Source organism: Bacillus sp. 0102A (genome assembly GCF_036765155.1).
Lineage (GTDB): Bacteria > Bacillota > Bacilli > Bacillales > Bacillaceae > Bacillus > Bacillus subtilis_G.
This window is the reverse complement of the sequence record NZ_JBAIZW010000010.1, coordinates 1-24,103: the sequence shown is the minus strand read 5'-3', so window position 1 is coordinate 24,103 and position 24,103 is coordinate 1. Positions and strand designations below refer to the sequence as shown.

The following is a 24,103-nucleotide window of genomic DNA, read 5'->3' as shown; positions in this document are numbered from 1 at the left end:
AAAGGAAATGGCTTTCGCTACGTCTTGCCGTATGCAAGTAAGAAAGTTTTAAACCACCACTCCTCAAAGTGGGTGTTTGCAGAAGCGTTCCTGTCGTCCTCTACAATGGAGGCGTGACATTCCGGCTTCGATATAAAACTCCCTATTACAGCTTAAAGGTTAAAACTTAATTAACAATACGCACAAAGTAGCTTCTTTTATATAGTACACCATCAGCTGATTTTTATCAAGGGGCCAGAACAATTGTTCAGAAAAACTTTTTCCAGCGATTAAAACTGCTTTTTAGCTATTATATATGACGATTTGACAAACACAAAATATATTACAATAAAAAAAACAGCCTTTTTCGCTAAGAGGAATGATTACTTTCTTCTATATATATATAAACAAAAAACTCCTATCGCAACGATAGGAGTTTTGGCATAATTAGAATTTTGCAGCAAGATCTTTTGCTTCTTGTAAACCTTTTTCAACGATTTCTTGTGCTTGATCAGGCGCTGCGTTATGTCCTTCGATGACAACTGTGTGCAAGTCTTGAACACCCCAGAAACCAAGAACTGTTTTCATGAAGTTTAATGACATTTCAAGTGCAGCCATTGGTCCTTCAGAGTACACACCGCCGCGCGCGTTAAGAAGCGCAACTTTTTTGCCGCCCATTAAACCAACTGGCCCTTCTTGTGTGTATTTGAATGTAACGCCTGCACGAGATAGGTAATCAACATAAGTATGAAGCACTGCCGGCACTGTGAAGTTCCAAAGCGGGAATGCGAAAACAACTTTGTCAGCTTTTACAAACTGATTCAGATATTTGTCAGCAATTGCTGCTTGTTTTTTCTCTTCTTCTGTCATTTCTATTCCTTGACCTGCTTTAAATGTTCCGTTAATCATATCTCTCCCAAGGTAAGGAAGGTTTTCTTTATGAAGATCTAATTCAACCACTTCATCCGCAGGGTTGTTTTCTTTATAAGCAGCTAAGAAAGCTTCGTAAAGTTTAGTTGAAACGCCTTCTTCAGCTGTACGGTCGCTTGTTTTTACAAATAATACTGTAGACATTTGTATTCCTCCCGGTAAACTTTTTATATTTACTTACTAATAGTATGTTACTTTCTTTTTCACTAGAAGTCAATCACTTTATTTTAAATATGAGATTTTTCCCCAAAAAAAAGCAAGTACATCTACTATCGGTGTACTTGCTTGCCATTTTCACTTCGAATCTTGTTCCCGATCCAAAATTTCATACGTCTGAGAACTTTTTTGATCAACTGTTTCTTCATTGGATAGATCTTTTATCTGTTCGTGAAACTCTCTTTCAAATGACGTAGCATCAGTCTCCAAATCATCCTCCGCATCAGCTTGAGCTTCAACTGTCATTCTTGCATAGGGAACAGCTTCAAGCCTTTCATAAGGAATGTCTTGGCCAGTTTTTTCACAAACTCCGTACGTTCCGTCTTTCATTTTTTGTAACGCATGGTTGACCTCTTCCAACAGCTCCCGGTCAATTTCTCTCACCGTTTGGTCTGTCATCCGGTCTGTGACGAGCGTGCCGTGATCTCCCATATGGTTGTCAATTCCATTGGAAAGCTCCCCCACTTCTTCCGTCATTGATTTTGTTTCCTTTTTTTCGCCAGACAATTCTTTTTGCATATCGAGCAATTTATGGTAGAGATGCTGTGTTTGTTCTTTTGTGAGTGCCATGTGTATCCTCTCCTTTCTATCCTGATTCCCGTTTTGCCGCCTGTCAAACATGGGAACTTTGATAGAAAGTTGAGCTGCTGCTTTTTTGAATGAATCGTAATCGCCGGCGGTAATGATATTTCAGGTATTCTCTTTTTGCGGTACACAGTATGTGCACTCTGCTCTGTTTTTATATAAAAAAAGCCTAACCATTTTTGAACGGCTGGCTCATCAAATATTCAGCTGCACAAGTGCTTTGTCAGCACCGCTTGAACTTCGCTTAAATCGGTGTCTTTTGCAAATTCTAATTCAAAGGTTTTGCTTCTTGTCATCAACAATAATCCAGTGTCGGGGTCAAACATGCCCGCTTCTTGGATCGCAAAGCTTTCAATTGTTTTATATGGGAGAAATACACGAACCTTCTTTTTAGAAAACATCTTATTGTCAAAGAAAATGATCCGTTTATTTGTAAAGCAAATTTGATCAACTCGGAGCTTATAAATCGATTCTATTCTTTCCCCTTCAACAAGCAAAGCTTCAAGCTTCTTTGCGTCTGTTGATCTGCTAACAGAAAAAATACCCAATGAAGAACCCCTCTTTCTGCATTTATCTAATTGTTTTAACATTCATTACATAAAAATAAGTCCTTTATCCCTATATAAGAATACGACATAGAAGACGTTTAAACCATTACGAACAGATTACATTTTTCAAATTTTTGATTTGTTTTCCGTCTTTTATGCTGTTGACATCAAGTAATACGCACGTACAAAGAAAAAAGTTTCAATATTCAGCAGTATTTTTTGAAAAATTGGTTTTTTACGTTTTCATGGATTTGTTTTATTTTTCCTGTTTTAACCATAGAAAAAACCGCAGCCCAACTGCGGTTTTATATTTCATAAAATTTTCTGCTCATATTTTAAGGATTCAGGCATTAAACCTCTCCGAAGTATTCTTTATAATAGCCGCCGACTTTATTCGTATTGTCGATCACAAACAGAAACTCCTCTGTTTCATTTTTCACTTCATATTCTTTTCCCGGAGTTAAAACGCGGTTCACGATATATTTTTTTGCGTTTGTCTGCACACATTTCACCTTTTTGATTGTTTCTTTTTCAAGCCAATTGTTATGAATCATAAATGAAATCTCCTTTACTGATCTATAAGCTTATTGTAGCTTTTTTCTTTTGTAAATTGCAATATCGGTTATACATTGATTTTGACTTGTTTTCTATTATAGAATGTTTGTATACGCTTACTCTTACAGCAAATGTCATATCTTCTTTCTGCTATTGAATCAAGGAATCCATGTGCTATCACCAAGAATCTCAAAACAGACCATAAAAAATGACTGGAGGTTTGTTACGAATGAGTTCTTTAACGATGCAAGTGACGAAAAGGCTGGAGACATTTTTGCAGGGAACAAAGAAGCTTTATATTGACGGAAAGTTTGTTCCGAGTGCCTCAGGGGCAACCTTTGACACTCCCAACCCGGCGACCGGCGAAACCTTGATGACGCTGTATGAAGCCCAGGCTGCGGATGTAGACAAAGCGGTTAAAGCTGCCCGCAAAGCCTTTGACCAAGGCGAATGGAGAACCATGTCTCCAGCTTCAAGAAGCAGACTGATGTATAAGCTGGCAGACTTAATGGAAGAGCATAAAACTGAGCTTGCTCAGCTTGAAACGCTTGATAACGGGAAACCGATAAATGAAACGACGAATGGAGATATTCCGCTGGCTATTGAGCATATGCGCTATTACGCAGGCTGGTGTACAAAAATAACAGGACAGACGATCCCGGTTTCCGGCGCCTATTTTAATTATACGCGCCATGAGCCTGTCGGCGTCGTCGGCCAGATCATTCCATGGAATTTCCCGCTCCTGATGGCGATGTGGAAAATGGGTGCGGCTCTTGCGACAGGCTGTACAATCGTGCTCAAACCGGCTGAACAGACACCGCTTTCAGCTCTTTATTTGGCAGAATTAATTGACCAAGCCGGCTTCCCGGACGGTGTCATTAATATCATTCCGGGATTCGGTGAAGATGCGGGAGAAACGCTGACGAACCATGAGGCGGTTGATAAAATTGCCTTTACCGGTTCCACTGAAATCGGAAAGAAAATCATGGCCACCGCCGCGAAAAGCATTAAGCGGGTTACATTGGAGCTGGGCGGAAAATCTCCTAATATTCTTCTGCCGGATGCCAATTTGAAAAAAGCCATCCCAGGCGCTTTAAACGGTGTGATGTTTAACCAAGGCCAAGTCTGCTGTGCGGGCTCGCGTGTTTTCATTCATAAAGACCAATATGATGAAGTTATTGATGAGATGGTGTCCTATGCTGAATCACTCCGCCAAGGAGCGGGACTTCATAAGGATACACAAATCGGGCCTCTCGTGAGCAAGGAACAGCACGAACGGGTTCTTTCCTACATTCAAAAAGGAAAAGACGAAGGAGCAAAAGCAGTGACTGGCGGAAGCTGTCCTTTTGAAGAAGGGTATTTTGTCGCACCGACAGTGTTTGCGAATGTTGAAGACGAGATGACGATCGCAAAAGAAGAAATTTTCGGACCGGTGCTGACTGCGATTCCGTATGAAACAGTCGATGAAGTCATTGACCGAGCGAATCATTCAGAATATGGACTTGCGGCCGGACTATGGACAGAGAACGTCAAGCATGCCCACTATATCGCGGACCGTCTTCAAGCCGGAACCATCTGGGTGAACTGCTATAATGTGTTTGACGCGGCGTCTCCGTTTGGCGGTTATAAACAGTCAGGGCTCGGACGAGAAATGGGATCATATGCCTTAGATAACTACACAGAAGTCAAAAGCGTATGGATTAATCTCGAAGACTAACATGCATGTCAAAAAAACTGCTGCCAGCCAGCGGTTTTTTTTCTTTCTGTAATGGCGGCAAAAGACGCTGAATATATATGCTTCTGAAGGAGTTGAGCGTGATGAGCACACTTCAGAAGAAAGTGAGGCGTTTTCAAAAGAAAACCGTTTCAGAGTTAAAAGACAGGCAAAATGCTGACGGTTCGTGGACATTTTGCTTTGAAGGACCAATCATGACAAATTCCTTTTTTATTTTGCTCCTCACCTCACTTGATGATGGTGACCATGAAAAAGAACTGATATCAGCGCTTGCAGCCGGCATTCGTGAAAAACAGCAACCCGACGGCACATTCATCAATTATCCCGATGAAACGAACGGAAATATAACAGCTACCGTACAAGGATATGTCGGAATGCTGGCTTCAGGATGTTTTCACAGATCTGACCCGCACATGAGAAAAGCAGAACAATTTATCATCGCCCATGGCGGACTGAGGCAGGTTCATTTCATGACAAAATGGATGCTTGCCGCCAACGGGCTCTATCCTTGGCCTGTATTGTATTTACCATTATCGCTCATGGCACTTCCCCCAACATTACCGGTTCATTTCTATCAGTTCAGCGCCTATGCCCGAATTCATTTTGCTCCTATGGCTGTAACACTTAATCAGCGATTTGTTCTTAAAAACCGCAATATCCCATCTCTTCGCCATCTCGATCCGCACATGACAAAAAACCCTTTCACTTGGCTTCGATCTGATGCTTTTGAAGAAAGAGATCTCACATCTATTTCGTCACATTGGAAACGTATTTTTCATGCACCCTTTGCTTTTCAACAGCTAGGCTTACAGACGGCTAAAACATACATGCTGGACCGGATCGAAAAAGACGGAACATTATACAGCTATGCGAGCGCAACCATATTTATGGTTTACAGCCTTCTGTCGCTTGGTGTGTCGCGCCACTCTTATGTCATCAGAAAGGCATTGAAAGGCCTTAAATCGCTAGTGACAGAGTGCAGCGGGATTCCTTATCTGGAAAACTCTACTTCCACTGTTTGGGACACTGCTCTGATCAGCTATGCCCTTCAAAAAAACGGCGTGGCCGAAACAGACGGCCCTATTATAAAAGCAGCTGCCTTTTTGCTAGAACGCCAGCATACCAAAGTAGCGGATTGGTCTGTCAAAAATCCGGATGCAAATCCCGGCGGATGGGGATTTTCAAACATCAATACAAACAATCCTGACTGTGACGACACTGCAGCCGCATTAAAAGCGATTCCCCGCAGTTATTCTCCTTCAGCTTGGGAGCGAGGAGTGTCTTGGCTTTTATCGATGCAAAACAATGACGGCGGATTTTCAGCTTTTGAGAAAAATGTGAACCATCCTCTGATCCGCCTTCTCCCGCTTGAATCCGCCGAGGACGCGGCAGTTGACCCTTCAACAGCCGACCTTACCGGACGTGTGTTGCACTTTTTAGGCGAGAAAGCAGGCTTCACAGAAAAACATCAACATATTCAGCGCGCAGTGAACTGGCTTTTCGAACACCAAGAACAAAATGGGTCATGGTACGGGAGATGGGGTGTTTGCTACATATACGGCACATGGGCTGCTCTTACAGGTCTGCATGCCTGCGGGGTTGACCGGAAGCACCCTGCTATACAAAAGGCCCTGCGCTGGCTCACATCCATACAGCTAGATGACGGCAGCTGGGGAGAATCCTGCAAAAGCGCCGAAGTCAAAACGTACGTCCCGCATAATAGAGGAACCATTGTACAGACAGCCTGGGCTTTAGACGCTTTGCTCACATCCGAAAACCCCGAACACCCATCTGTGGTGAAAGGTATGCAATATCTTACTGACAGCAGTTCTCATGGCGCCGATAACCTGGTGTATCCAACAGGGATCGGATTACCAAACCAATTTTATATCCGCTATCACAGTTATCCATATGTATTCTCTTTGCTGGCTGTCGGGAAATATTTGAATTCTATTGAAAAGGAGACAATAAATGAAACGTGAATCTTATCAAACAGAGATGTTCAATTGGTGTGAAGCCCTTAAGGACCAGATTCAAAAGCGAGGAGAGCTTGATCAGTTTGAAGATCAAATCGACAAGATGATAGCAGCACTGGAAGATGACCAAACAACAGAAGAAGATTGGTATAAGCAGGCTGCTGCTCTTTATCGGGATATTACAGAATCAGCGGATGCAAGTGAAAGACGCGCATATGTCCCTATAGGGAAACATGTGCTTCCAAAGCTTCCGTACAAATATTCCGCCTTAGAACCTTATATTTCACGCGACATTATGTTCCTTCATCATACGAAGCATCACCAAAGCTATGTTGACGGTCTGAATAAAGCAGAAACAGAACTTAAAAAAGCAAGAGCGTCAAAGAATTATGACTTGATCACTCATTGGGAAAGAGAGCTTGCATTCCATGGAGCAGGCCATTATTTACACAGTATTTTTTGGTTTTCGATGCATCCAAACGGAAAACGGCGTCCTACAGGAGCATTGTTCCAAATGATTGATCTTTCATTTGGAAGCTATTCCGCTTTTAAAGAACATTTTACTCAGGCCGCAAAAAAAGTGGAGGGTGTTGGCTGGGCCATCCTGGTCTGGGCGCCTCGATCGGGACGGCTGGAGATTTTAACGGCAGAAAAGCACCAGCTCTTCAGCCAATGGGATGTGATTCCTCTTTTAGCGCTTGACGTATGGGAACATGCCTACTATTTGCAATATAAAAATGACCGCGCGAGCTATGTCGACCACTGGTGGAATGTCGTGGATTGGCGTGAGGCAGAAAAACGTTTTGAACAGGCAAAAGAAGTCGTTTGGAAACTCTATTAAAAAAAGCCCCCTTTTTCCCGGGGGCTTCGTGTTTTAAAAAATGCCTAACACATGCAAAAATACGATGATGATGGCAACAGGAGATAGATAACGAATGAGCAGCAGCCAAACCGCAAACCACTTTCGTTTAAGGTTGGAACCGCTTTTCAGCTCGTCAAACAAATCCTGTTTCGGTATTTTCAACGGGACAAATATAGAAATCAATAACGCGCCTAACGGCATTAAAATATTGCTCACAAGATAGTCGGCCGCATCAAAAATGGACAAGTTAAAAATAGTAACGTCACTTAATACACCGTATGATAGTGCAGACGGCACACCGACAATAAAAATAGCAATTCCGCCTAACCAAGCGAATCGTTTTCTCTTATTGACATCGCCTTTAGAAAGCACTGCGACCAAAATTTCCAGCATTGAAAAAGCGGATGTCAGTGCCGCGAATAAAAATAGAATTAAAAATGCTAATAAAAAGATAATTCCGAACGGCATTTGATTAAACACAGTCGGCAGCACGTTAAATAACAAAACCGGCCCTTGGTCTGGTTTGAGGCCGAATGAAAATACAGCTGGAAAAATCGCAATTCCGGCCATTACAGCAACAAGCATGTTCAATACCGTTACTGATACAGCAGATTGCACAAGATTTTCCTGTTTCTCTAAATAAGAGCTATACGTTACCATGACAGATACGCCGACACTTAATAAGAAAAAGGATTGGCCCATCGCATATAAAATCGTATTAGCGTCAATTGCTGTTATGTCGGGCATCAGGAAAAACTTGAGCCCTTCCATGGCGCCATCAAGTGTAACGGAACGCACCATTAATATGACAAATAATATAAAAAGCGCCGGCATTAACACTTGGCTGGCTTTTTCAATTCCGCTGCTTACCCCTTTGGCAACAACTAAAATGGTGATCACCATAAAGAGCAGCTGGCCTCCTACAGCTAAATAAGGATTTGAAATTGTACTTGCAAATATCGTATCAAAACCAGATGTTTGCGATAATCCGCCAGTGAAGCCTTTTGTAATATAAATTAAAATCCACCCGCCGACGACGCTGTAGAAAGATAAAAGAATAAAACACGTCGCCATGCCTAAATAACCGATCCAATGCCACTTCGTTCCCGGAGCAAGTGTTTTATAGGATTGAACGGCATCTTTCTGTGTTTTTCTGCCTATGATGAATTCACCAAACAATAAAGGCAGTCCGATTAAAACCGTAAATAAAATAAAAATAAGTAAAAATGCGCCTCCTCCGCCGGTTCCCGCTACATATGGAAATTTCCATATCGCGCCAAGCCCGATAGCTGATCCTGCCGCGGCCAAAATAAAGCCGAGCTTCGAAGACCATTGATTCGCTTCCTTCACCCTATCACTCCTAATTTTATCAAACCATTATAAAGATTCATTGTAAGAATATCTTCCTATATAGTCAAGAACATTTTCATTAGTTTACATAATATATTTATAGTCATCTATAAAATGACATTTTAACTACTGATATTGAATTATTCAGAAAAGTAATTATAATTAGAGGATGCTTAAAAATCCGTCCGGAATTTTTGCTGAAGTTCTTGATCAATATGTAAGGAGTGTTTTTATGGGTATTATTAGAAAAGTAAGTCATTTCGCGGGACAAACCTTCGGCATATGGGTCATTGTTTTTGCCGTGCTGGGATTTTCTTTCCCGTCTTTTTTTACATGGATCAGTTCTTATATTACGATTCTTCTTGGCATTATCATGTTTGGAATGGGGCTTACTCTGCAAGCCGATGATTTCAAAGAGCTGCTCAGAAAACCTTGGCATGTCATGGTGGGGGTGATTATACAGTATACCATCATGCCACTTATTGCTTTCGGCCTGGCAGTTGGACTGCATCTTCCAGCAGAAATCGCAGTGGGTGTTATTCTTGTCGGCTGCTGTCCTGGCGGCACAGCCTCTAATGTCATGACTTTTTTAGCAAAAGGAAATACGGCCCTTTCTGTTGCTGTTACAACAATTTCCACCTTGTTGGCACCTGTTTTAACACCGGTTTTGATTATGCTGTTTGCCAAGGAGTGGCTTCCTGTCTCACCGGGGTCTTTGTTTATTTCAATCTTGCAGGCTGTTTTATTTCCGATCATTGCAGGCGTGATCGTCAAAATGTTTTTCAGAAAACAAGTGGCAAAAACCATACATGCCCTTCCACTTGTTTCTGTCATTGGCATCGTTGCGATTGTCTCAGCTGTCGTCAGCGGCAACCGGGAAAATCTGCTTCAATCAGGGCTGCTCATTTTTTCAGTTGTCATTCTGCATAACGGTATCGGTTATGCGCTTGGATTTCTTTGCGCAAAGCTGTTAAAAATGGATTATCCATCTCAAAAAGCGATTGCAATCGAAGTCGGCATGCAAAATTCAGGACTTGGGGCGGCACTTGCCACGGCTCATTTCGCACCGCTATCAGCCGTACCTAGCGCGATGTTCAGTGTGTGGCATAACCTTTCAGGTTCCATGCTTGCAACGTACTGGTCAAAAAAAGCGAAAAAGAAACAAACAGCATCTAGCAGCAATCTGTCTCTTTAAATACAGATCAAAAAAGGTACATCACGATGAAGTGATGTACCTTCTTTTATTATCCCTCTAATAAAAGCTGTTCAGGATCTTCCAGTAGATTTTTAATTGTCACTAGGAAACCAACCGCTTCTTTACCGTCTACAATCCGGTGATCGTAAGATAAAGCGATATACATCATCGGACGGTTTTCGAAACGCTCTTCATCAATTGCGACAGGTCGCAGCTGAATCTTATGCATGCCCAGTATACCGACTTGAGGGCTGTTTAAAATCGGAGTCGACATCAGTGAACCGAAAGTACCACCGTTTGTAATAGTGAAGGAACCGCCCTGAAGCTCGCTAAGGGTCAATTTATTATTTCTTGCTTTTTTCGCAAGCTCGCCGATTTCTTTCTCGATTCCTGCAAATGTCAGGCGGTCCGCATCCCGTACAACCGGAACGACAAGGCCTTCATTAGCCGCAACAGCAATCCCGATATCATAGAACTTCTTAACGAGCAGCTCATCGCCTTGAATTTCCGCGTTCAGCAGCGGATATTTTTTCAGCGCAGCGACAACCGCTTTGGTGAAGAAAGACATAAAGCCGAGTTTCACTTCATTTTGCTCAAAGAATTGATCTTTGCGGCGTTTTCTGAGATTCATGACAGCCGTCATGTCTACTTCATTAAATGTAGTCAGCATTGCTGATGTTTGCTGTACCTCTACAAGGCGTTTTGCAATCGTTTGTCTGCGGCGTGACATTTTTTGCACATCGACAGGTTTGTCAAAACTTTGCTGTGCTTTTTGAGCCTGAGGCTGCTGTTTTTGCTGAGAAGTCGGTTTTGATGCCGGTTTTTCGTACGCTTCGACATCCTGCTTGCGCACTCTTCCAAGCGGATCTCCCGTTGGAACCTGAGACAGGTCAATGCCTTTTTCTCTTGCCAGCTTACGGGCTGAAGGAGAAGCGATCGTTCTTGACTTTGCTTCGGTTTGTGCTTCCTCGCTCACCTCTTGCGCCGCCGGTTCAGCCTGCTTCTCTTCTTCCTTGCTTTCAGCTTTCTCTGAAGGAGCAGGGGCAGAACTTTCACCCGCACCTTCTGAAATCGTACCGATAATTTCTCCGACCTGGACGGTATCACCCGAATCTTTCAATACCTCTTGAAGTACACCCGATTCTTCTGCTGTCAATTCAACATTTACTTTATCCGTTTCTAGTTCAAGCAGATATTCACCCTGTTCTACATAATCACCAGGCTGCTTTAACCATTGGGCTATTGTTCCTTCTGAGATTGATTCTGCTAATTCAGGTACCTTAATTTCCGCCATTTTTTCATTTCCCCCTTAGTTTTTGCGAGTCAAGCTATCAGATACAATACGTTCCTGTTCTTTTTTATGAACTGTCGGATCTCCCTCTGCAGGGCTGGATCGTCTTCTTCGTCCAATATATTGAACGCTTACTCCCTTTGGTGCAATTTCTGTCAAATACGGGCTGATATAACTCCAAGCCCCCATGTTCTGCGGTTCTTCCTGCACCCAAACGATTTCTTTCAGGTTCGGAAGTTTTGCAAGTAATTCTTTGACTCCTTTTGCCGGGAATGGATACAGCTGTTCAATTCTCGCAATGTGAAGCCATTCTTTACCGTCTTCTAACTTATTAAAATGGTCGCTGATGTCTATGGACACTTTACCGCTGGATAATACAAGTCTGGTTACTTTTTCATAGTCATGAGAAAGTCCGGACTGTTCGTAAACAGGCTGGAAGCGGCTTTCGCTGAGCTCCTGCACTTCGGAAACTGTATTCGGATTACGAAGAAGGCTTTTCGGCGTCATAATAACGAGCGGTCTGATTTCTTCACGAAGCAGCATTTTAGCCTGTCTTCTAAGTATATGGAAATATTGTCCGGCGCTTGTCAGGTTGGCAACCGTCCAGTTGTTTTCCGCGGCAAGCTGCAGGAACCGTTCGATTCTTCCGCTTGAGTGCTCAGGCCCCTGTCCTTCGTAACCGTGCGGAAGCAGCATGACTAATCCGGATTTTTGACCCCATTTCGCGCGGCCGGCCGAAATGAATTGGTCAAAATACACTTGAGCAGCGTTGGCAAAATCTCCATACTGCGCTTCCCATAATACAAGCGTCTCCGGTGAATGCACGTTATAGCCGTATTCAAAGCCGAGAACCGATCCTTCAGACAGCGGGCTGTTATGAACTGCAAAAGATGTACCACAGTCTGATAAGTTATGAAGCGGCACAAACTCTTCACCCGTCTCACTGTCATGAAGCACTAGGTTTCTTTGGGCAAACGTTCCTCGCTCGGAATCCTGCCCTGTTAAACGAATCGGTGTTCCGTCTTTCAAAATTGAAGCAAACGCGAGTGATTCAGCCAAAGACCATTCCACTTTTCTGTCATCATCGAACGCCTTGGCGCGTCTTTCTAAAATGCGCTTAAGCTTGCCGAAAACGTTAAATGACTCCGGCCAGTTGACCAATTCGCCATTCAGCTTGCGAAGCACATCAAAATCAATGGATGTGTCCACATCAGGAAAACCGTTTGAAACAGGCTCTGGAAGTTCAATCTCACAGGCGGTTTGTTCCTTTTTAGCCGGCACTTTCTGATAAGCATCCTCAATACGCTTCGTTACTGATTTTTCGATGTTTTGTACAACATCATTGTCAAGCACGCCTTCATTCACAAGCTTTTCGGCGAAAATTTGTTTGACAGTCGGGTGTTTTCTGACAGCATCATACAGCATCGGCTGAGTAGTTGATGGCTCATCCATTTCGTTGTGCCCATAACGTCTGTACCCGATCAAGTCAATCAGAAAGTCCTTGTTGAATGTTTTTCGGTATTCCACCGCAAACTTAACAGCTGAAAGACAGGCTTCAGGATCGTCCGCATTAACGTGGACAATTGGGATTTCATAGCCCTTCGCCAGGTCACTGGCATATTTTGTTGATCTTGATTCAGCGCTTTCTGTCGTGAATCCGATCATGTTATTGGCGATAATATGAATCGCACCGCCTACTTGATACCCTTTTAAAGAGCTTAAATTCAATGTTTCAGCGACAATTCCTTCCCCAGGGAATGCTGCGTCTCCATGAATTAAAATGGCAAGCGATTTTGTTTCGTCCTGCACCGGGTATCCGCTTTGTGTTCTCGTTTCCTGTGCCGCTCTTGTGCTGCCTTCAACAATCGGATTGATAAATTCCAAGTGGCTCGGGTTGTTTGCTAACGTAATGCGCGCTGATTTTGTTGCAGCGTCTTGAAGCTCCCGATTCGCCCCCAGATGGTATTTGACATCGCCTGTCCATCCGTAGCTGATTCCGATTGACCCCTCAGACGGGACAAGATCTTTGTTCGGCGCATGCTGGAATTCGGAGAAAATGATTTCATACGGTTTACCGAGCACATGTGCCAAGACATTCAGGCGCCCCCTGTGCGCCATCCCGATGTTGACACTCGTCGTTCCTGATTTGACAGATTGTGCAATAATGTCATCCAGCACTGGAACAAGAGCGTCCAAACCCTCAATGGAAAAGCGCTTCTGTCCGACGAATGTGCGGTGCAAAAACTGCTCGAAACCCTCTACTTCTGTCAGTCTTTCCAGCACAGCCGACAGCTTTTCAGCTGAGTTCTTCTGGAACAGCTCACCGGATTCAATCATCTTTGTCAGCCACTCGCGCTCTTTGAAGGCATGCACATGGTCAAATTCAAATGAGATGGTTCTTTTATACGTATTTCGTAAATATTGAATGGCTTCTAAACCGTTCGTAATGTTTTTAGGAGCGTCTTTGCAAATCACTAACGCAGGTATTGCTTTTATTTCCTCTTCTGTTAGCCCGTAATCAGATAATGGAAAGAGTTCACTCTTTTTCCCATCCTTTCTGAGCGGATTGACGGAAGCGTTTAAATGGCCATAGGTTCGGATATCTTCTGCAAGTCTGACTGCGGCTGCGATCTTTTGAATCAGATCGGCTGTAACACGTCCCTTTTCTTCTGTTCCCGAGGCCTCTTTTATATCGTTTGGCGGAGCACCAAGCTCGTCGAACATTTCCTTTAGATCCGGATCAATGCTGTTCGGATCCTGGGTATACTGATCGTAAAGCTCCAGCGCATAGCCGAGGTTCGGACCGTAAAAATCTTCCCAATTCATTCGTTGTTTCATACTATTTTGAAACATTTGAATATTACCCCCAACTTAGATAATCAAGTGATTGATTCACTATCTTAAAATAACTTTCGAACGCTGTGTCCAAAATTATGTAATAAAAACGCTTCCAACGATATTTTACCACTGTTTGCAATTTGATTCTACCTTGATTGTTCACAAAATAGTAAAAATCCTTTATAAAAAACCAAAAATTTAATCATTTAAAAAAAGAAACACCAAAAAGCATAGGATCAAGAGCTATCCTATGCTTTTATGGAGCAGTTTTTTCAGCAGCGGATACAGAACATCCGGGAGCTGGTCGACATCGGGGACAAATATACTGAATTTTCCGTACATATCCTGAATGGTCTTCATTTGTGATTCTTCTATTTCTGTGTTGGAGAGAAAAACATTTATGACTTCTATCCCTCTTTTTCGCGCTTCAATCACCGCTTCACTAGTATCGACAATTCCGTTTTGTTCATAGCCAAACGCGGCCGGCTCTCCATCTGAGAAAACAATCAAGAACTTTTGAGACTCGCTGCGCTGCAGCATTTTTTTCGTCATCTGCCGGATCGCATAGCCGTCACGGTTATCTTCCTCAGGCTCAAGCTGCAAAATTGCCGGCCCTGCCTCTTGTCTTAATGATGTTTGAAACGGAATAACCGTATTGAAATAGTTTGGCTGGCTTGTTTCAGACGCATCATTTGTGTCCTCCCAAAAACCGACAATCTGATGCGGAACCGCTACGGATTTTAACGCTTCGTGAAACAGCACGATTCCCCGCTTTGTCTCGTCCATTTTGTCGAACATGCTGGCTGAACAGTCGACCAACAACGTGAAAACTGCGTCAATTTCTGAAGAAGGTTCTTGCTTTTTGTAGAAAAGACGCGGATTTCGCTCAGTAAAGTAACGGAGAAGCTTATTATTTAGCCTTCCGGCATGAAGGTCTGTTCTCGGCAATGTTTTTTTATGCTCCAGCGTTTTTTGAATCATTTGTTTCAAACGCTTTTGATACGATTCAATCGTTTTTGCCTGCTGTTTATAAGAAATCCCTTCTTCACTGGTTGCCGGCAGCGGTTCTTTGTAAATCGGAAATGCGTATTTATTTTCTTTGCCGTCAGCCATGCCCGCTCCGTTCGGCTGGTCTTGCTGGGACTCCAGCGCTTCCAGCTGGGAATAGTCTTTCCGTTTTGTTTGTCTGGCTGATCCTTGGACAGATCCAAGGGCTTGATCTCCATCGTCGCCTTCTCTTGAAGCATCTTTTCCTAAATCTGATTTAGCGCCATGTTCAATATCAAATTGAAGGAAGCTTTTAGATGGGGCTTCTGTTTCCCGGTGCCACGTCGGCATTTCTTCTTCATGAATATCCTCATCACCGTTTGACTTTTTCGGAAGCGTGATGTCATCACTCAGCTTAGGCGCTTTTTTCTCTTCCGCAAATAACGGTTGTTCTGCAGCTATTGCGTAATCAAGCTCAGGCAAAAAGAAGTAGGTGTTCAACATGTCTTTATCGAGCACCTCTTCAAGCCCGTCCATGAGGTTTTCAACAATTTTCATAACCTGCCGTGTCGAATCTGCTTCATACACGCGCAGGAGCTGCTGTTCAATAAACGGGCGCATCAGATCGATATCTTCACGCATGAACGGAAGGGTTTCGAGCGGTGATTCCGCCGTTAGCTTGACATAGATCGCGCAAAAGAGGGCATCCGTAAAAATGCTTCGTTCCAAATTCAAGGTCAGCTGGGTGGAGAAGTGTTTTCTGTACATATCTTTTCGCTTTGCAAATACATGTTTCGTACCCGGACGCTCGTGTTTGATGCATTCTTCAATTCTGATGTCCTCAAGCAGCATAAACAGCTGCTTAGCAAAGCTTTTGAACGTCAGATGCCGATGAATATCATCCAAAAAATTCGCAAACTCTTGCAGCGAGCTATATCTCGTTCCGACCGAACGCAGGTAGACGTCGCTTTTCAGACCCGCTTCCATGTCCTCAGCTGCCCTGTCTTTCCAAAAATGACTCATATAAATTTTCTTTTCAAATGGATTGTAATACGACTGGACGCCATACTCCACTTCTACCGCTTCACTCTTGGTGAGTGTTTTGGCCAAATCAGTGAGCATCATAAATAAAAACGAATCAATTGTGCTGTCGTTAAATTTGATAAATTTCATCGCAGCTCCCTCATTCAAACAGAGTTTCTGCGATATTTCGGACGGCCGCCTTTTCCCGGTCATCATCAAGCTTCTCTACAATTCCCCGTTCAATGGCGCGACGCGGCGGAATATAAGCGGCTAAATCACATGTATCAATTAACGCTCTGATGGATGCAGCTTCTTCAGATACCTGTCCGTTATTGGCCTGGACGATCAGGTCAGAGGAAAGCGTGATAAACCGGTCAATCAACTTCTCATCTTTCAGGGCTGACTGAGACGTGAGCACTTGTTTCAGCAGGTCGCCTTTAATATAAGGAACGTCAATGATGACAAAACGGTTTTTCAAAGCTTCATTCAGCGGAACAGTTCCAACATAGCCTTCATTGATGGCTGCAATGACTCCGAAGCCGCCTTTAGCCCGTATGACCTCGCCCGTAAACGGATTTGTCATCATTTTTCTGTAATCTAATACACCGTTTAATATGGGCAGTGTTTCGGGCTTTGCCATATTGATTTCATCTATATACAGAAAATGGCCTTCTTTCATGGCTTTTGTGACAGGCCCAGAAACAAACTCGATCGTTGCCTGGCCAGATTGATTTTCAATCGTTTTATACCCGACTAAGGCTTCAGCGTCCAAGTCCACTGAACAGTTGACACTGTGCATCGGTTTTTGAAAATAGCTGGACAATGTTTCTGCCAGCTTTGTTTTCCCTGAGCCTGTAGGCCCTTTCAGCAAGACATTTTTCCCCATGGCTAATGCAATGATGGCGTCGAATAAAATGGCTTCATCCTCCGCCTCATAGCCTGACGTCCCGATGAGCGACTGAAACTCTGGAGAAATCGGCTGGTCTTTATATAGTAAAAGCTTTTTTTGTATCTCTTCCGGCAATGTTAAGTGCTGTAATTGAGTTGTCATAGTCAGGTTCCCTTTCCTATTCATATTCCATTAACGAGTATACTAAAAAAGCCCCTGTATGCTCAATACAAAAGGGCTTGGATGATTTTACTGTTTCTCGTTATGGCCGGAAAGGGCTCCGCAGACGATACGCGCACCTGAATTTCCGCTTGGATTCGTCAAATAATCGTCGGCATGTTCATGAATAATAAATGCACTCCCATCATGATCGAGAATATTTAGCTTACTTCCATTTTTCAGTGAGGTGTCCGGCGCATTCATAATGACATCTACTTTTCCATCGGCACCGACTTCAAGGTTCGGCAGATCTCCGGCATGATACCCCATCGGATTGTTGAAGCCGTGTTCTTTGTTCAGCGGATTAAAGTGGCCTCCCGCTGATTCAAAATCTGGCCTGACACATGAACCTTTCTCATGAATATGAAAACCGAGTGAAGCGCCGGGGCGCAGGCTGTTTGCGGAAATGTGAATATCGAGTCCTTCGTCATCTGATTCTTTGATTTCTATAAAACCGACTGCTTTGCCTTCTCGATTAACCAGCTGGACATGATGACCAAACGCTGACGTTTCAATCACTTCTTTTTCCGGCACCCGCTTAGGAGGGTCCTGAGGATTTTTTTGTCCGCATCCCGCAACTCCCAGTGCCGTCAGCATCATAAACAGCAAGAGACGGTGCATACTGTCTCCCCCTTGTTTTTTCTAACAGTGTGGTCAATCATTGTCTGATCTAAACAAAAAAGCCTATAAAAAGGCTTTTTGTCATACTCATTTTTAAAAATAGCTTCTTGCGCCCAAGTAGCGCTGTTTCCAATATGAATTGCTGAGATTGGAAATGTCGACGCCCGATGAGCTTGCATGAATAAAGTCTCCGCCGCCCAGATAAATCCCCATATGAGAAGGACCGGATTTATATGTGGTAAAGAAGACAAAATCCCCTACTGACGGCTGGCTGACTTGTTGCATCACATTCCAATACCCTGCCGTACTTAATCTTGATACCGATGATACTTTATTAATGAGGTAATAAATATAACCGCTGCAATCAAAACCGGCAGGCGTGTTTCCGCCCCATCGGTATGGCACCCCGACATATTTTTTCGCTTCTGTTATCATTCTGTCAATCTTCGACCCTATTTGAATGTTTGATCCCGAGTTGTCTTTTGGCGCTGTATGATTTGAATTGTTAGATTTTGATGTTCCCGAAATCGTCAGAACCTGTCCGATTTGCAAGACATCAGATGATAAATGGTTTTTTTCACGGATGCTTTGCACCGTAACTCCGAGCTGATTCGCGATTTTCCACAGCGAATCGCCTGCTTTCACCTTGTATGTAGCTGTTTTTGAAGAATTGGAATTTGACGGTTTCTTGGAACCGCTGTTTCCGCTCTTGGGCGAGCTGCTCCCTTTTATTTTGAGTACCTGTTTAGGGTACAGCGTATCTGATGTTAAGCCATTTAATGTTTTCAATTCAGCTACTGTCATATGTAAGCTGTTAGCGATTTTCCACAGTGAGTCACCAAGCTTAACTGTATATGTACTTTTTGACGAGCCTGAAGAATTGGAACCGCTGTTTTTTTTCGATCCATTTGAGCCGCTTGAACTGCTTGTCCCTCTGATCTTAAGCTTTTCTCCGGGACGAATCAGGTCACTTGTCAGGCTGTTTACACTTTTAAGCTCAGAAACACTCATTTTATGATTTTTAGCAATCATCCATAACGAATCACCATATGCAACTGTGTATGTTGACGTTTTGCTTGAGTTTGATGGGGATGTCGCGCTTTTCTTGCTGCTCTTAGGAATCTTAAGGCTTTGTCCGGCATAAATCACCGTTGATTTCAATTTGTTTTCGGATTTCAGAGCTGATATTGTCGTATCGTACTGGCGGGAAAGTTTCCAAAGAGAGTCACCGTTTTTCACTTTAATCGTTTTTGCTTCCGCGGGTGCTGCGGCCATCGATGACCCAACAACTGCGGAAACAGCCAAGCCGGCTACAATCTTCTTTTTCATTCATTCAACCTCCTAAACTGTTTATGCGCAAAAAACAGCTAGTATTTTCTTTCCAAAAATGGCATACATCAGTTTTATCGTCACTTTTTCAGCAAGTTAAACAAGTTAAACCCTTTTCAAACAATTGGTAGCAATTTCAGCATCGTTCGACCTTTACACTTTCAAACAAACACCTAATATTTTACTTTAGTTGCATCTGCTTTTCGAAAGTCTAAGGAACTATTTAAGCGAGGGGTATAAATGATGGTTTTCTATTGGTGAATGGAGCAGATTTTCCTCCTTTCTTGTCTGTTTTTCCTATCAATTCTCTATCGGCTTGTCAAATCCCTTCCTCTGCATTCTCAGGAAAAAATAAAAAGCCTGTTCTTTTAATAAGAACAGATTTTTTATACTATGCGTTAGCTGATTGCGTTTTGTGTTTCACAAATTCCAGAATACTGTCGGCCGCTTTTTTAGAACCGCCTGCCGCTTTGAGTGATTGTCCAATTTCTTTTGCCTTTTCAGCAAACACAGGATTATTCATCACTTCTTGAATCGTTTCTTTCAGAAGGTTTTCAGATAATTGTTCTTTTTTCAGCACTTTTCCTGCGCCGACTTTTTCCACTTGATTTGCGACGACAGGCTGGTCTCCTCCCATCGGAATAACAACGAGCGGGGTTTCAAAATACAAACCTTCACTTGTGCTGTTCATTCCGCCGTGAGTCACAAATAAACTGGCTCTTTTCAGGACCTCAAGCTGAGGGACATACGGGCGTACAATGAAATTCTTCGGAATGTCGTTTAACTCACTTGTTTTAATATGCTTGCCGATGGAAAGCACGACTTTACCGTCAAAGTCTTTACATACCTCAAGGCATTGATTAAAAAACTGCTTTTGGTTGTTAAAAATGGTTCCCATTGAAATTAACAGCACGTTTTCATTGTCAATCTGATAAAATGGGAAATCATTGTTTCCGGCTCTTTCCGTAATTGAAGGACCGACAAATTCATAACGATCGCCAAATTGCTCAGCCAGTGGCTGAAATTCCGTTGATGTGAAGACAATTGTCAAGTCCCCATCTGCTAAAAAAACGTCAAATGGCTTCTTGATCTCTGCTTGAAAATCAGCATTTAATGTTTCTGCAAGCTGCTGATAAGATTCATAATGAGGAGAATCTTCAAGTGGCTCTTTCATGTACGCTCCCATCATTTGCTTAGCAAATTCCTCATTCATTGCAAAGGTTGTACACAATGAAAATTTTGGCAGCTTCAGCAGGTTGGCAATGATTTTACCGGCGAGAAGATGGTGATCATATATGACATAGTCATACGATTCATGTTTGACTTCATTATAAATATGAGTGACGATATCAATACTGCCTTTCAAAAAGGCGCAGCTCATTTCTGTGAAATCTCTTCCTTCATCTCCGGTTGCGTTTTTTCCGAAGTAATCTTCCCGAAAATCATGGTACTCACGAAACTCAACATCAAGCGCCGCAATTTTTTCTTTGTATTCATTCACTGCATAGTAAGTGATATGTTCTCCCCGGGATTTCAGCTCCTTCATTACACCGATAGACGGATTTATATGCCCTTCACCGGGAAAACCGATCATTAATACATTAGCCATGCGGCAACACCCTTCCTTTAAAATGTGTATCATATTTTTTATACGTTACTACAAATACAAAATCAGGTAAAGTGTTTAACCTGATTAATATTAATCATATATAACTTTTCTACCAGTTTATATTTTCTACCTTCAAGAAAAAAGCATTCAGCTTGAAGTGAATGCTTTAAAAAAGGTCCGAATTCAGTCCTATTGACTCACGATACGATGCATCATCAGGCCCTTTTATTTATTTTACGTTCTTGGCGAAATTAACGGATATAATACACCGTCTTTGGCAAACGACATCTTCCCTGTCTCTTCTGAAACAACGAGCACAAGCGCATCCGTATACCCCGACATTCCAAGAGCCGCGCGGTGCCTGGTTCCCAGATGGACATCCACTTCCTTTGTTGTCAGCGGGAGCACATTAGCTGCTGACACAAGTTTGTTTTCCCTCACTAATAAAGCGCCGTCATGAAGAGGATTTCCGGGATAAAAGATACTCTCAATTAAGGAAGCGCTGATCTCTGCATAAAGGGAAGTTCCTTTTTGAATAAAATGTTCAACCGGGTCCGCTCTTTCAATGACAATTAAAGCACCATGCTTATGTTCCGATAAGGCTTTAATCGCCTTGGCCAGCTCGATAAATGCCGGCGTAAATTGCTCAATGTATGATTGCAAATAAAAGGATGATGCGATGCCCTGCATATCCTGAAAAATGTGTCCCAATTCATCCAATTCACAAAGAAGGCACTGATCTTTTTCGTGAAGTGTTTTCAAAATGAGCGACGCTTCAACTAATATTTCCTCTAAGTATACTTGTATTTTTCCCTTAAATGCATTTTCCGGCATGTGTTCATAACGCATAGACCTTCATCTCCTTTTCAAATTTCCACCATTTCACGCATGCTTATCTTATTGATGCACATTCTATTGGTAAAGGAGGGATGTAAAGAATGGAAATCGAAAGAATCATTCAGTATATTTGCACCTTTTTAGGCGTGATTTCGCTTTCTTTTATTTATGCCCAAATGTTTAGAAAAACGAAGCCGACAAAAAAAGAATAGGTCCGGCGTTCATTGCTTTTTATACATAAAATGTTATAATTTCTCTCGTTATGAAAAAGAAACGGAGATCAATGTATGAAAGAAACTCTAAACGCCCGGCAAAAGACCAAACAGCTTTTGCACATTTTCATTCCGATATTCATTACCCAGGCGGGGCTTTCTCTTATGACTTTTTTAGATACGGTGATGTCAGGGAAAGTCAGCCCCGCTGATTTAGCCGGCGTCGCCATTGGCTCAAGTTTTTGGACCCCTGTTTATACAGGACTTGCAGGTATTTTAATGGCGGTCACTCCGATTGTCGCTCAGTTATTAGGCGCTGAAAAAAAACAGAAGATTCCTTTTACTGTTTTACAGGCTGTATATGTGGCTGCGCTTCTTAGCATCGCCGTTTTAGCGATTGGGTATGCTGCAGTTGACCTTATTCTTGGCCGATTACACCTTGAGGCTCAAGTGCATGAGGTTGCCAAACATTTTTTAGGCTTTTTATCGCTGGGGATTCTCCCTTTATTTGTTTACACCGTTTTGAGATCATTCATTGACTCATTAGGGAAAACAAGAGTCACAATGATGATTACACTCAGTTCTCTTCCGATCAATTTTGTATTGAATTACATATTCATCTTCGGGAAATTCGGGCTGCCGGCACTTGGGGGCGCCGGCGCCGGACTAGCGTCCGCGCTTACATATTGGTGTATCTGCATCATCAGCTTCTTCATTATTCATAAAACCGCGCCGTTTTCCGAATATGGAGTTTTCCTTACTATGTATACATTCTCTTGGAAAGCATGCAAAAATCTGCTCAAAATCGGTCTGCCTATTGGATTCGCCGTGTTTTTTGAAACAAGCATCTTCGCAGCTGTCACGCTTCTGATGAGCCATTTCCATACAGTGACCATCGCGTCCCACCAGGCAGCCATGAACTTTGCTTCGCTTTTATATATGCTGCCGCTCAGCGTGTCCATGGCTTTAACGATTGTTGTCGGCTTTGAAGCCGGCGCAACCCGTTTTAAGGATGCACGCTCATATAGCTTGATCGGCATCATGATGGCGATCGGCTTTTCTTTATTGACTGCAGCCTGTATCCTTTTATTCAGAGAGCAAATTGCCGGCTTGTACACGTCTGACCCCGATGTACTCCGGCTGACACAGCACTTTTTAATTTATGCGCTGTTTTTTCAGCTTTCCGATGCTGTGGCCGCACCGATCCAGGGGGCGCTCAGAGGGTATAAAGATGTGAATTATACGCTTGCGGCCGCTTTTGTTTCTTACTGGGTCATTGGCCTACCTGTCGGTTATACTATCGGTACATTTACAAGCCTTGGTGCATTCGGCTATTGGATCGGGTTAATTGCAGGACTCGCCGCCGGAGCAGTTGGACTGTTTTTCAGGCTGGTTAACCTGCAAAAACGTTATTCGCAAAAACATTACATTTAAAAGAGGTGATCATACATGGCAAAAAACATGAAATTATACGAATATCTTTCTCAGCATGCGGAAACCATCAGTTCAATGTGGTATGAAACCATTGAGGAGACTGATCCAAACTCCATATATGCATCAGCAGACCCTGATGTCATTCAGAAATTAAAGAGCCAGAATCTTGCCTTCAACTATAAGATAAACCGTATTTTTGTAGATGATGAAGAGGTGTACCTGCCTATACTGAAAGAATGGGCTTTTGAAGTAACACAGGATCAAGAGCATTTAAAGACTCCTATCCACTATATTATCCGAGAGTTTGTCAGAGTGAGAGATTTATATGTTTCCTATGTGAAAGAATTTGTCCATATCAATCAGGACACTGTGAAAGGCGAAGAGGCCGAAGAACTGTATCACTCCCTAATAAAAGCGTTCGATCTTGTCATTCATATTTTTATAGAAGAAATGTACAAAAACACAAGCCTCCAGCTTCAGGCTCAAAAAGACATGATTACTGAATTGAGCGCGCCGGTCATCGTGCTGTTTCACAGCGTCGGGCTCCTGCCTTTAATCGGAGATATTGATACTGTCCGCGCAAAACTGATTATGGAAAACACCCTGCATCAATGTGCGGAGAAAAAGGTGACGCAGCTGTATATTGATTTATCGGGGGTAGCTGTTATTGATACAATGGTTGCCCACCAGCTGTTCAGTCTGATTGAGGCGCTGCGCTTAATCGGCGTTTCATCAACTTTGTCGGGAATCCGTCCGGAAATTGCGCAAACCGCGGTTCAGCTAGGTTTGTCTTTCGAAGATATTTCTTTGAGATCAACCCTCGCTTCAGCGATTGCATCGGACTTAAAACTAAAAAAGGTATAAGGCTTAAGGCCTTATACCT

At 42.9% G+C, this 24,103-nt stretch carries 19 protein-coding genes and 1 other RNA gene; 6 read left to right on the top strand and 14 right to left on the bottom strand.

Annotated features, from left to right (window positions below; all coding sequences use genetic code 11):
• Positions 1–10: 10 nt before the first annotated feature.
• The 5 genes from ssrS to V6D41_RS19495 form a co-directional block, all read right to left on the bottom strand.
• A non-coding RNA gene (ssrS, locus tag V6D41_RS19515) (6S RNA) lies at positions 11–197 on the bottom strand.
• Between the two features lie 229 nt (positions 198–426).
• Positions 427–1,053 carry an FMN-dependent NADH-azoreductase AzoJ gene (gene azoJ, locus V6D41_RS19510; protein ID WP_333519378.1) on the bottom strand — a complete coding sequence of 209 codons (627 nt, stop codon included), beginning with the start codon at positions 1,051–1,053 and terminating at the stop codon, positions 427–429.
• A gap of 150 nt (positions 1,054–1,203) precedes the next feature.
• Positions 1,204–1,695, bottom strand: a complete 492-nt coding sequence (locus V6D41_RS19505) for a TraR/DksA family transcriptional regulator (RefSeq protein ID WP_333519377.1) — start codon at positions 1,693–1,695, stop codon at positions 1,204–1,206.
• Between the two features lie 218 nt (positions 1,696–1,913).
• Positions 1,914–2,258 carry a PH domain-containing protein gene (locus V6D41_RS19500; RefSeq protein WP_003220141.1) on the bottom strand — a complete coding sequence of 115 codons (345 nt, stop codon included), beginning with the start codon at positions 2,256–2,258 and terminating at the stop codon, positions 1,914–1,916.
• Between the two features lie 350 nt (positions 2,259–2,608).
• On the bottom strand, positions 2,609–2,812 hold the full coding sequence (locus tag V6D41_RS19495; protein ID WP_333519376.1) for a DUF6501 family protein: 204 nt from the start codon (positions 2,810–2,812) through the stop codon (positions 2,609–2,611).
• Positions 2,813–3,042: 230 nt separating this feature from the next.
• Between V6D41_RS19495 and dhaS the strand changes: the two genes are divergently transcribed.
• The 3 genes from dhaS (at position 3,043) to V6D41_RS19480 (ending at position 7,365) form a co-directional block, all read left to right on the top strand.
• The gene (dhaS, locus tag V6D41_RS19490; RefSeq protein WP_333519375.1) at positions 3,043–4,530 is read left to right on the top strand and encodes an aldehyde dehydrogenase DhaS; all 1,488 of its coding nucleotides are present in this window, start codon (positions 3,043–3,045) and stop codon (positions 4,528–4,530) included.
• Positions 4,531–4,631: 101 nt separating this feature from the next.
• Positions 4,632–6,530, top strand: a complete 1,899-nt coding sequence (locus V6D41_RS19485; RefSeq protein ID WP_333519374.1) for a terpene cyclase/mutase family protein — start codon at positions 4,632–4,634, stop codon at positions 6,528–6,530.
• Positions 6,520–7,365: a superoxide dismutase gene (locus tag V6D41_RS19480; protein WP_333519373.1), complete on the top strand. Its 846-nt coding sequence runs from the start codon at positions 6,520–6,522 to the stop codon at positions 7,363–7,365. Before V6D41_RS19485 ends, V6D41_RS19480 begins: the two co-directional genes overlap by 11 nt.
• Before the next feature lie 33 nt (positions 7,366–7,398).
• On the opposite strand, the gene V6D41_RS19475 is transcribed toward V6D41_RS19480, so the two are convergent.
• A complete protein-coding gene (locus tag V6D41_RS19475) occupies positions 7,399–8,736 on the bottom strand; it encodes a sodium-dependent transporter (RefSeq protein WP_333519372.1) in 1,338 nt (445 codons plus the stop codon).
• Positions 8,737–8,968: 232 nt separating this feature from the next.
• Here V6D41_RS19475 and V6D41_RS19470 point away from each other — a divergent pair, with 232 nt between their 5' ends.
• Positions 8,969–9,931 carry a bile acid:sodium symporter family protein gene (locus tag V6D41_RS19470; RefSeq protein ID WP_333519371.1) on the top strand — a complete coding sequence of 321 codons (963 nt, stop codon included), beginning with the start codon at positions 8,969–8,971 and terminating at the stop codon, positions 9,929–9,931.
• A 49-nt stretch (positions 9,932–9,980) separates the two neighbouring features.
• Here the strand turns inward: V6D41_RS19470 and odhB are convergent, their stop codons facing one another.
• From odhB to cdaS, 8 genes are all read right to left on the bottom strand, one after another.
• A complete protein-coding gene (gene odhB / locus V6D41_RS19465; protein ID WP_333519370.1) occupies positions 9,981–11,225 on the bottom strand; it encodes a 2-oxoglutarate dehydrogenase complex dihydrolipoyllysine-residue succinyltransferase in 1,245 nt (414 codons plus the stop codon).
• A gap of 15 nt (positions 11,226–11,240) precedes the next feature.
• Positions 11,241–14,075: a 2-oxoglutarate dehydrogenase E1 component gene (gene sucA, locus V6D41_RS19460; RefSeq protein ID WP_333519369.1), complete on the bottom strand. Its 2,835-nt coding sequence runs from the start codon at positions 14,073–14,075 to the stop codon at positions 11,241–11,243.
• Positions 14,076–14,303: 228 nt separating this feature from the next.
• The gene (locus V6D41_RS19455) at positions 14,304–16,220 is read right to left on the bottom strand and encodes a vWA domain-containing protein (protein WP_333519368.1); all 1,917 of its coding nucleotides are present in this window, start codon (positions 16,218–16,220) and stop codon (positions 14,304–14,306) included.
• Positions 16,221–16,230: 10 nt separating this feature from the next.
• Positions 16,231–17,145 carry a MoxR family ATPase gene (locus V6D41_RS19450; protein WP_333519367.1) on the bottom strand — a complete coding sequence of 305 codons (915 nt, stop codon included), beginning with the start codon at positions 17,143–17,145 and terminating at the stop codon, positions 16,231–16,233.
• A gap of 63 nt (positions 17,146–17,208) precedes the next feature.
• Positions 17,209–17,799: a superoxide dismutase family protein gene (locus tag V6D41_RS19445; RefSeq protein ID WP_333519366.1), complete on the bottom strand. Its 591-nt coding sequence runs from the start codon at positions 17,797–17,799 to the stop codon at positions 17,209–17,211.
• A 93-nt stretch (positions 17,800–17,892) separates the two neighbouring features.
• The gene (locus tag V6D41_RS19440; RefSeq protein WP_333519365.1) at positions 17,893–19,128 is read right to left on the bottom strand and encodes a C40 family peptidase; all 1,236 of its coding nucleotides are present in this window, start codon (positions 19,126–19,128) and stop codon (positions 17,893–17,895) included.
• A gap of 391 nt (positions 19,129–19,519) precedes the next feature.
• Positions 19,520–20,737, bottom strand: coding sequence for a macrolide family glycosyltransferase (locus V6D41_RS19435; protein ID WP_333519364.1), 1,218 nt, complete (start codon positions 20,735–20,737; stop codon positions 19,520–19,522).
• A 234-nt stretch (positions 20,738–20,971) separates the two neighbouring features.
• Positions 20,972–21,586 (bottom strand): sporulation-specific diadenylate cyclase CdaS, encoded by a 615-nt coding sequence (gene cdaS, locus V6D41_RS19430; protein ID WP_148961585.1) that lies wholly within the window; start codon positions 21,584–21,586, stop codon positions 20,972–20,974.
• A gap of 275 nt (positions 21,587–21,861) precedes the next feature.
• On the opposite strand from cdaS, the gene V6D41_RS19425 reads away from it, so the two are divergent.
• A complete protein-coding gene (locus V6D41_RS19425; RefSeq protein WP_333519363.1) occupies positions 21,862–23,220 on the top strand; it encodes an MATE family efflux transporter in 1,359 nt (452 codons plus the stop codon).
• Between the two features lie 15 nt (positions 23,221–23,235).
• Positions 23,236–24,084, top strand: a complete 849-nt coding sequence (gene rsbRC, locus V6D41_RS19420) for an RsbT co-antagonist RsbRC (RefSeq protein ID WP_148961583.1) — start codon at positions 23,236–23,238, stop codon at positions 24,082–24,084.
• Positions 24,085–24,103 lie beyond the last annotated feature (19 nt).

Excerpts from the sequence above, each read along its gene's own strand:
- azoJ (WP_333519378.1), bottom strand. The coding sequence starts at position 1,053 with ATGTCTACAGTATTATTTGTAAAAACAAGCGACCGTACAGCTGAAGAA.
- V6D41_RS19505 (WP_333519377.1), bottom strand. The coding sequence starts at position 1,695 with ATGGCACTCACAAAAGAACAAACACAGCATCTCTACCATAAATTGCTC.
- V6D41_RS19495 (WP_333519376.1), bottom strand. The coding sequence starts at position 2,812 with ATGATTCATAACAATTGGCTTGAAAAAGAAACAATCAAAAAGGTGAAA.
- dhaS (WP_333519375.1), top strand. The coding sequence starts at position 3,043 with ATGAGTTCTTTAACGATGCAAGTGACGAAAAGGCTGGAGACATTTTTG.
- V6D41_RS19485 (WP_333519374.1), top strand. The coding sequence starts at position 4,632 with ATGAGCACACTTCAGAAGAAAGTGAGGCGTTTTCAAAAGAAAACCGTT.
- V6D41_RS19480 (WP_333519373.1), top strand. The coding sequence starts at position 6,520 with ATGAAACGTGAATCTTATCAAACAGAGATGTTCAATTGGTGTGAAGCC.
- V6D41_RS19470 (WP_333519371.1), top strand. The coding sequence starts at position 8,969 with ATGGGTATTATTAGAAAAGTAAGTCATTTCGCGGGACAAACCTTCGGC.
- odhB (WP_333519370.1), bottom strand. The coding sequence starts at position 11,225 with ATGGCGGAAATTAAGGTACCTGAATTAGCAGAATCAATCTCAGAAGGA.
- sucA (WP_333519369.1), bottom strand. The coding sequence starts at position 14,075 with ATGTTTCAAAATAGTATGAAACAACGAATGAATTGGGAAGATTTTTAC.
- V6D41_RS19455 (WP_333519368.1), bottom strand. The coding sequence starts at position 16,220 with ATGAAATTTATCAAATTTAACGACAGCACAATTGATTCGTTTTTATTT.
- V6D41_RS19450 (WP_333519367.1), bottom strand. The coding sequence starts at position 17,145 with ATGAATAGGAAAGGGAACCTGACTATGACAACTCAATTACAGCACTTA.
- V6D41_RS19445 (WP_333519366.1), bottom strand. The coding sequence starts at position 17,799 with ATGCACCGTCTCTTGCTGTTTATGATGCTGACGGCACTGGGAGTTGCG.
- V6D41_RS19440 (WP_333519365.1), bottom strand. The coding sequence starts at position 19,128 with ATGAAAAAGAAGATTGTAGCCGGCTTGGCTGTTTCCGCAGTTGTTGGG.
- V6D41_RS19435 (WP_333519364.1), bottom strand. The coding sequence starts at position 20,737 with ATGGCTAATGTATTAATGATCGGTTTTCCCGGTGAAGGGCATATAAAT.
- cdaS (WP_148961585.1), bottom strand. The coding sequence starts at position 21,586 with ATGCGTTATGAACACATGCCGGAAAATGCATTTAAGGGAAAAATACAA.
- V6D41_RS19425 (WP_333519363.1), top strand. The coding sequence starts at position 21,862 with ATGAAAGAAACTCTAAACGCCCGGCAAAAGACCAAACAGCTTTTGCAC.
- rsbRC (WP_148961583.1), top strand. The coding sequence starts at position 23,236 with ATGGCAAAAAACATGAAATTATACGAATATCTTTCTCAGCATGCGGAA.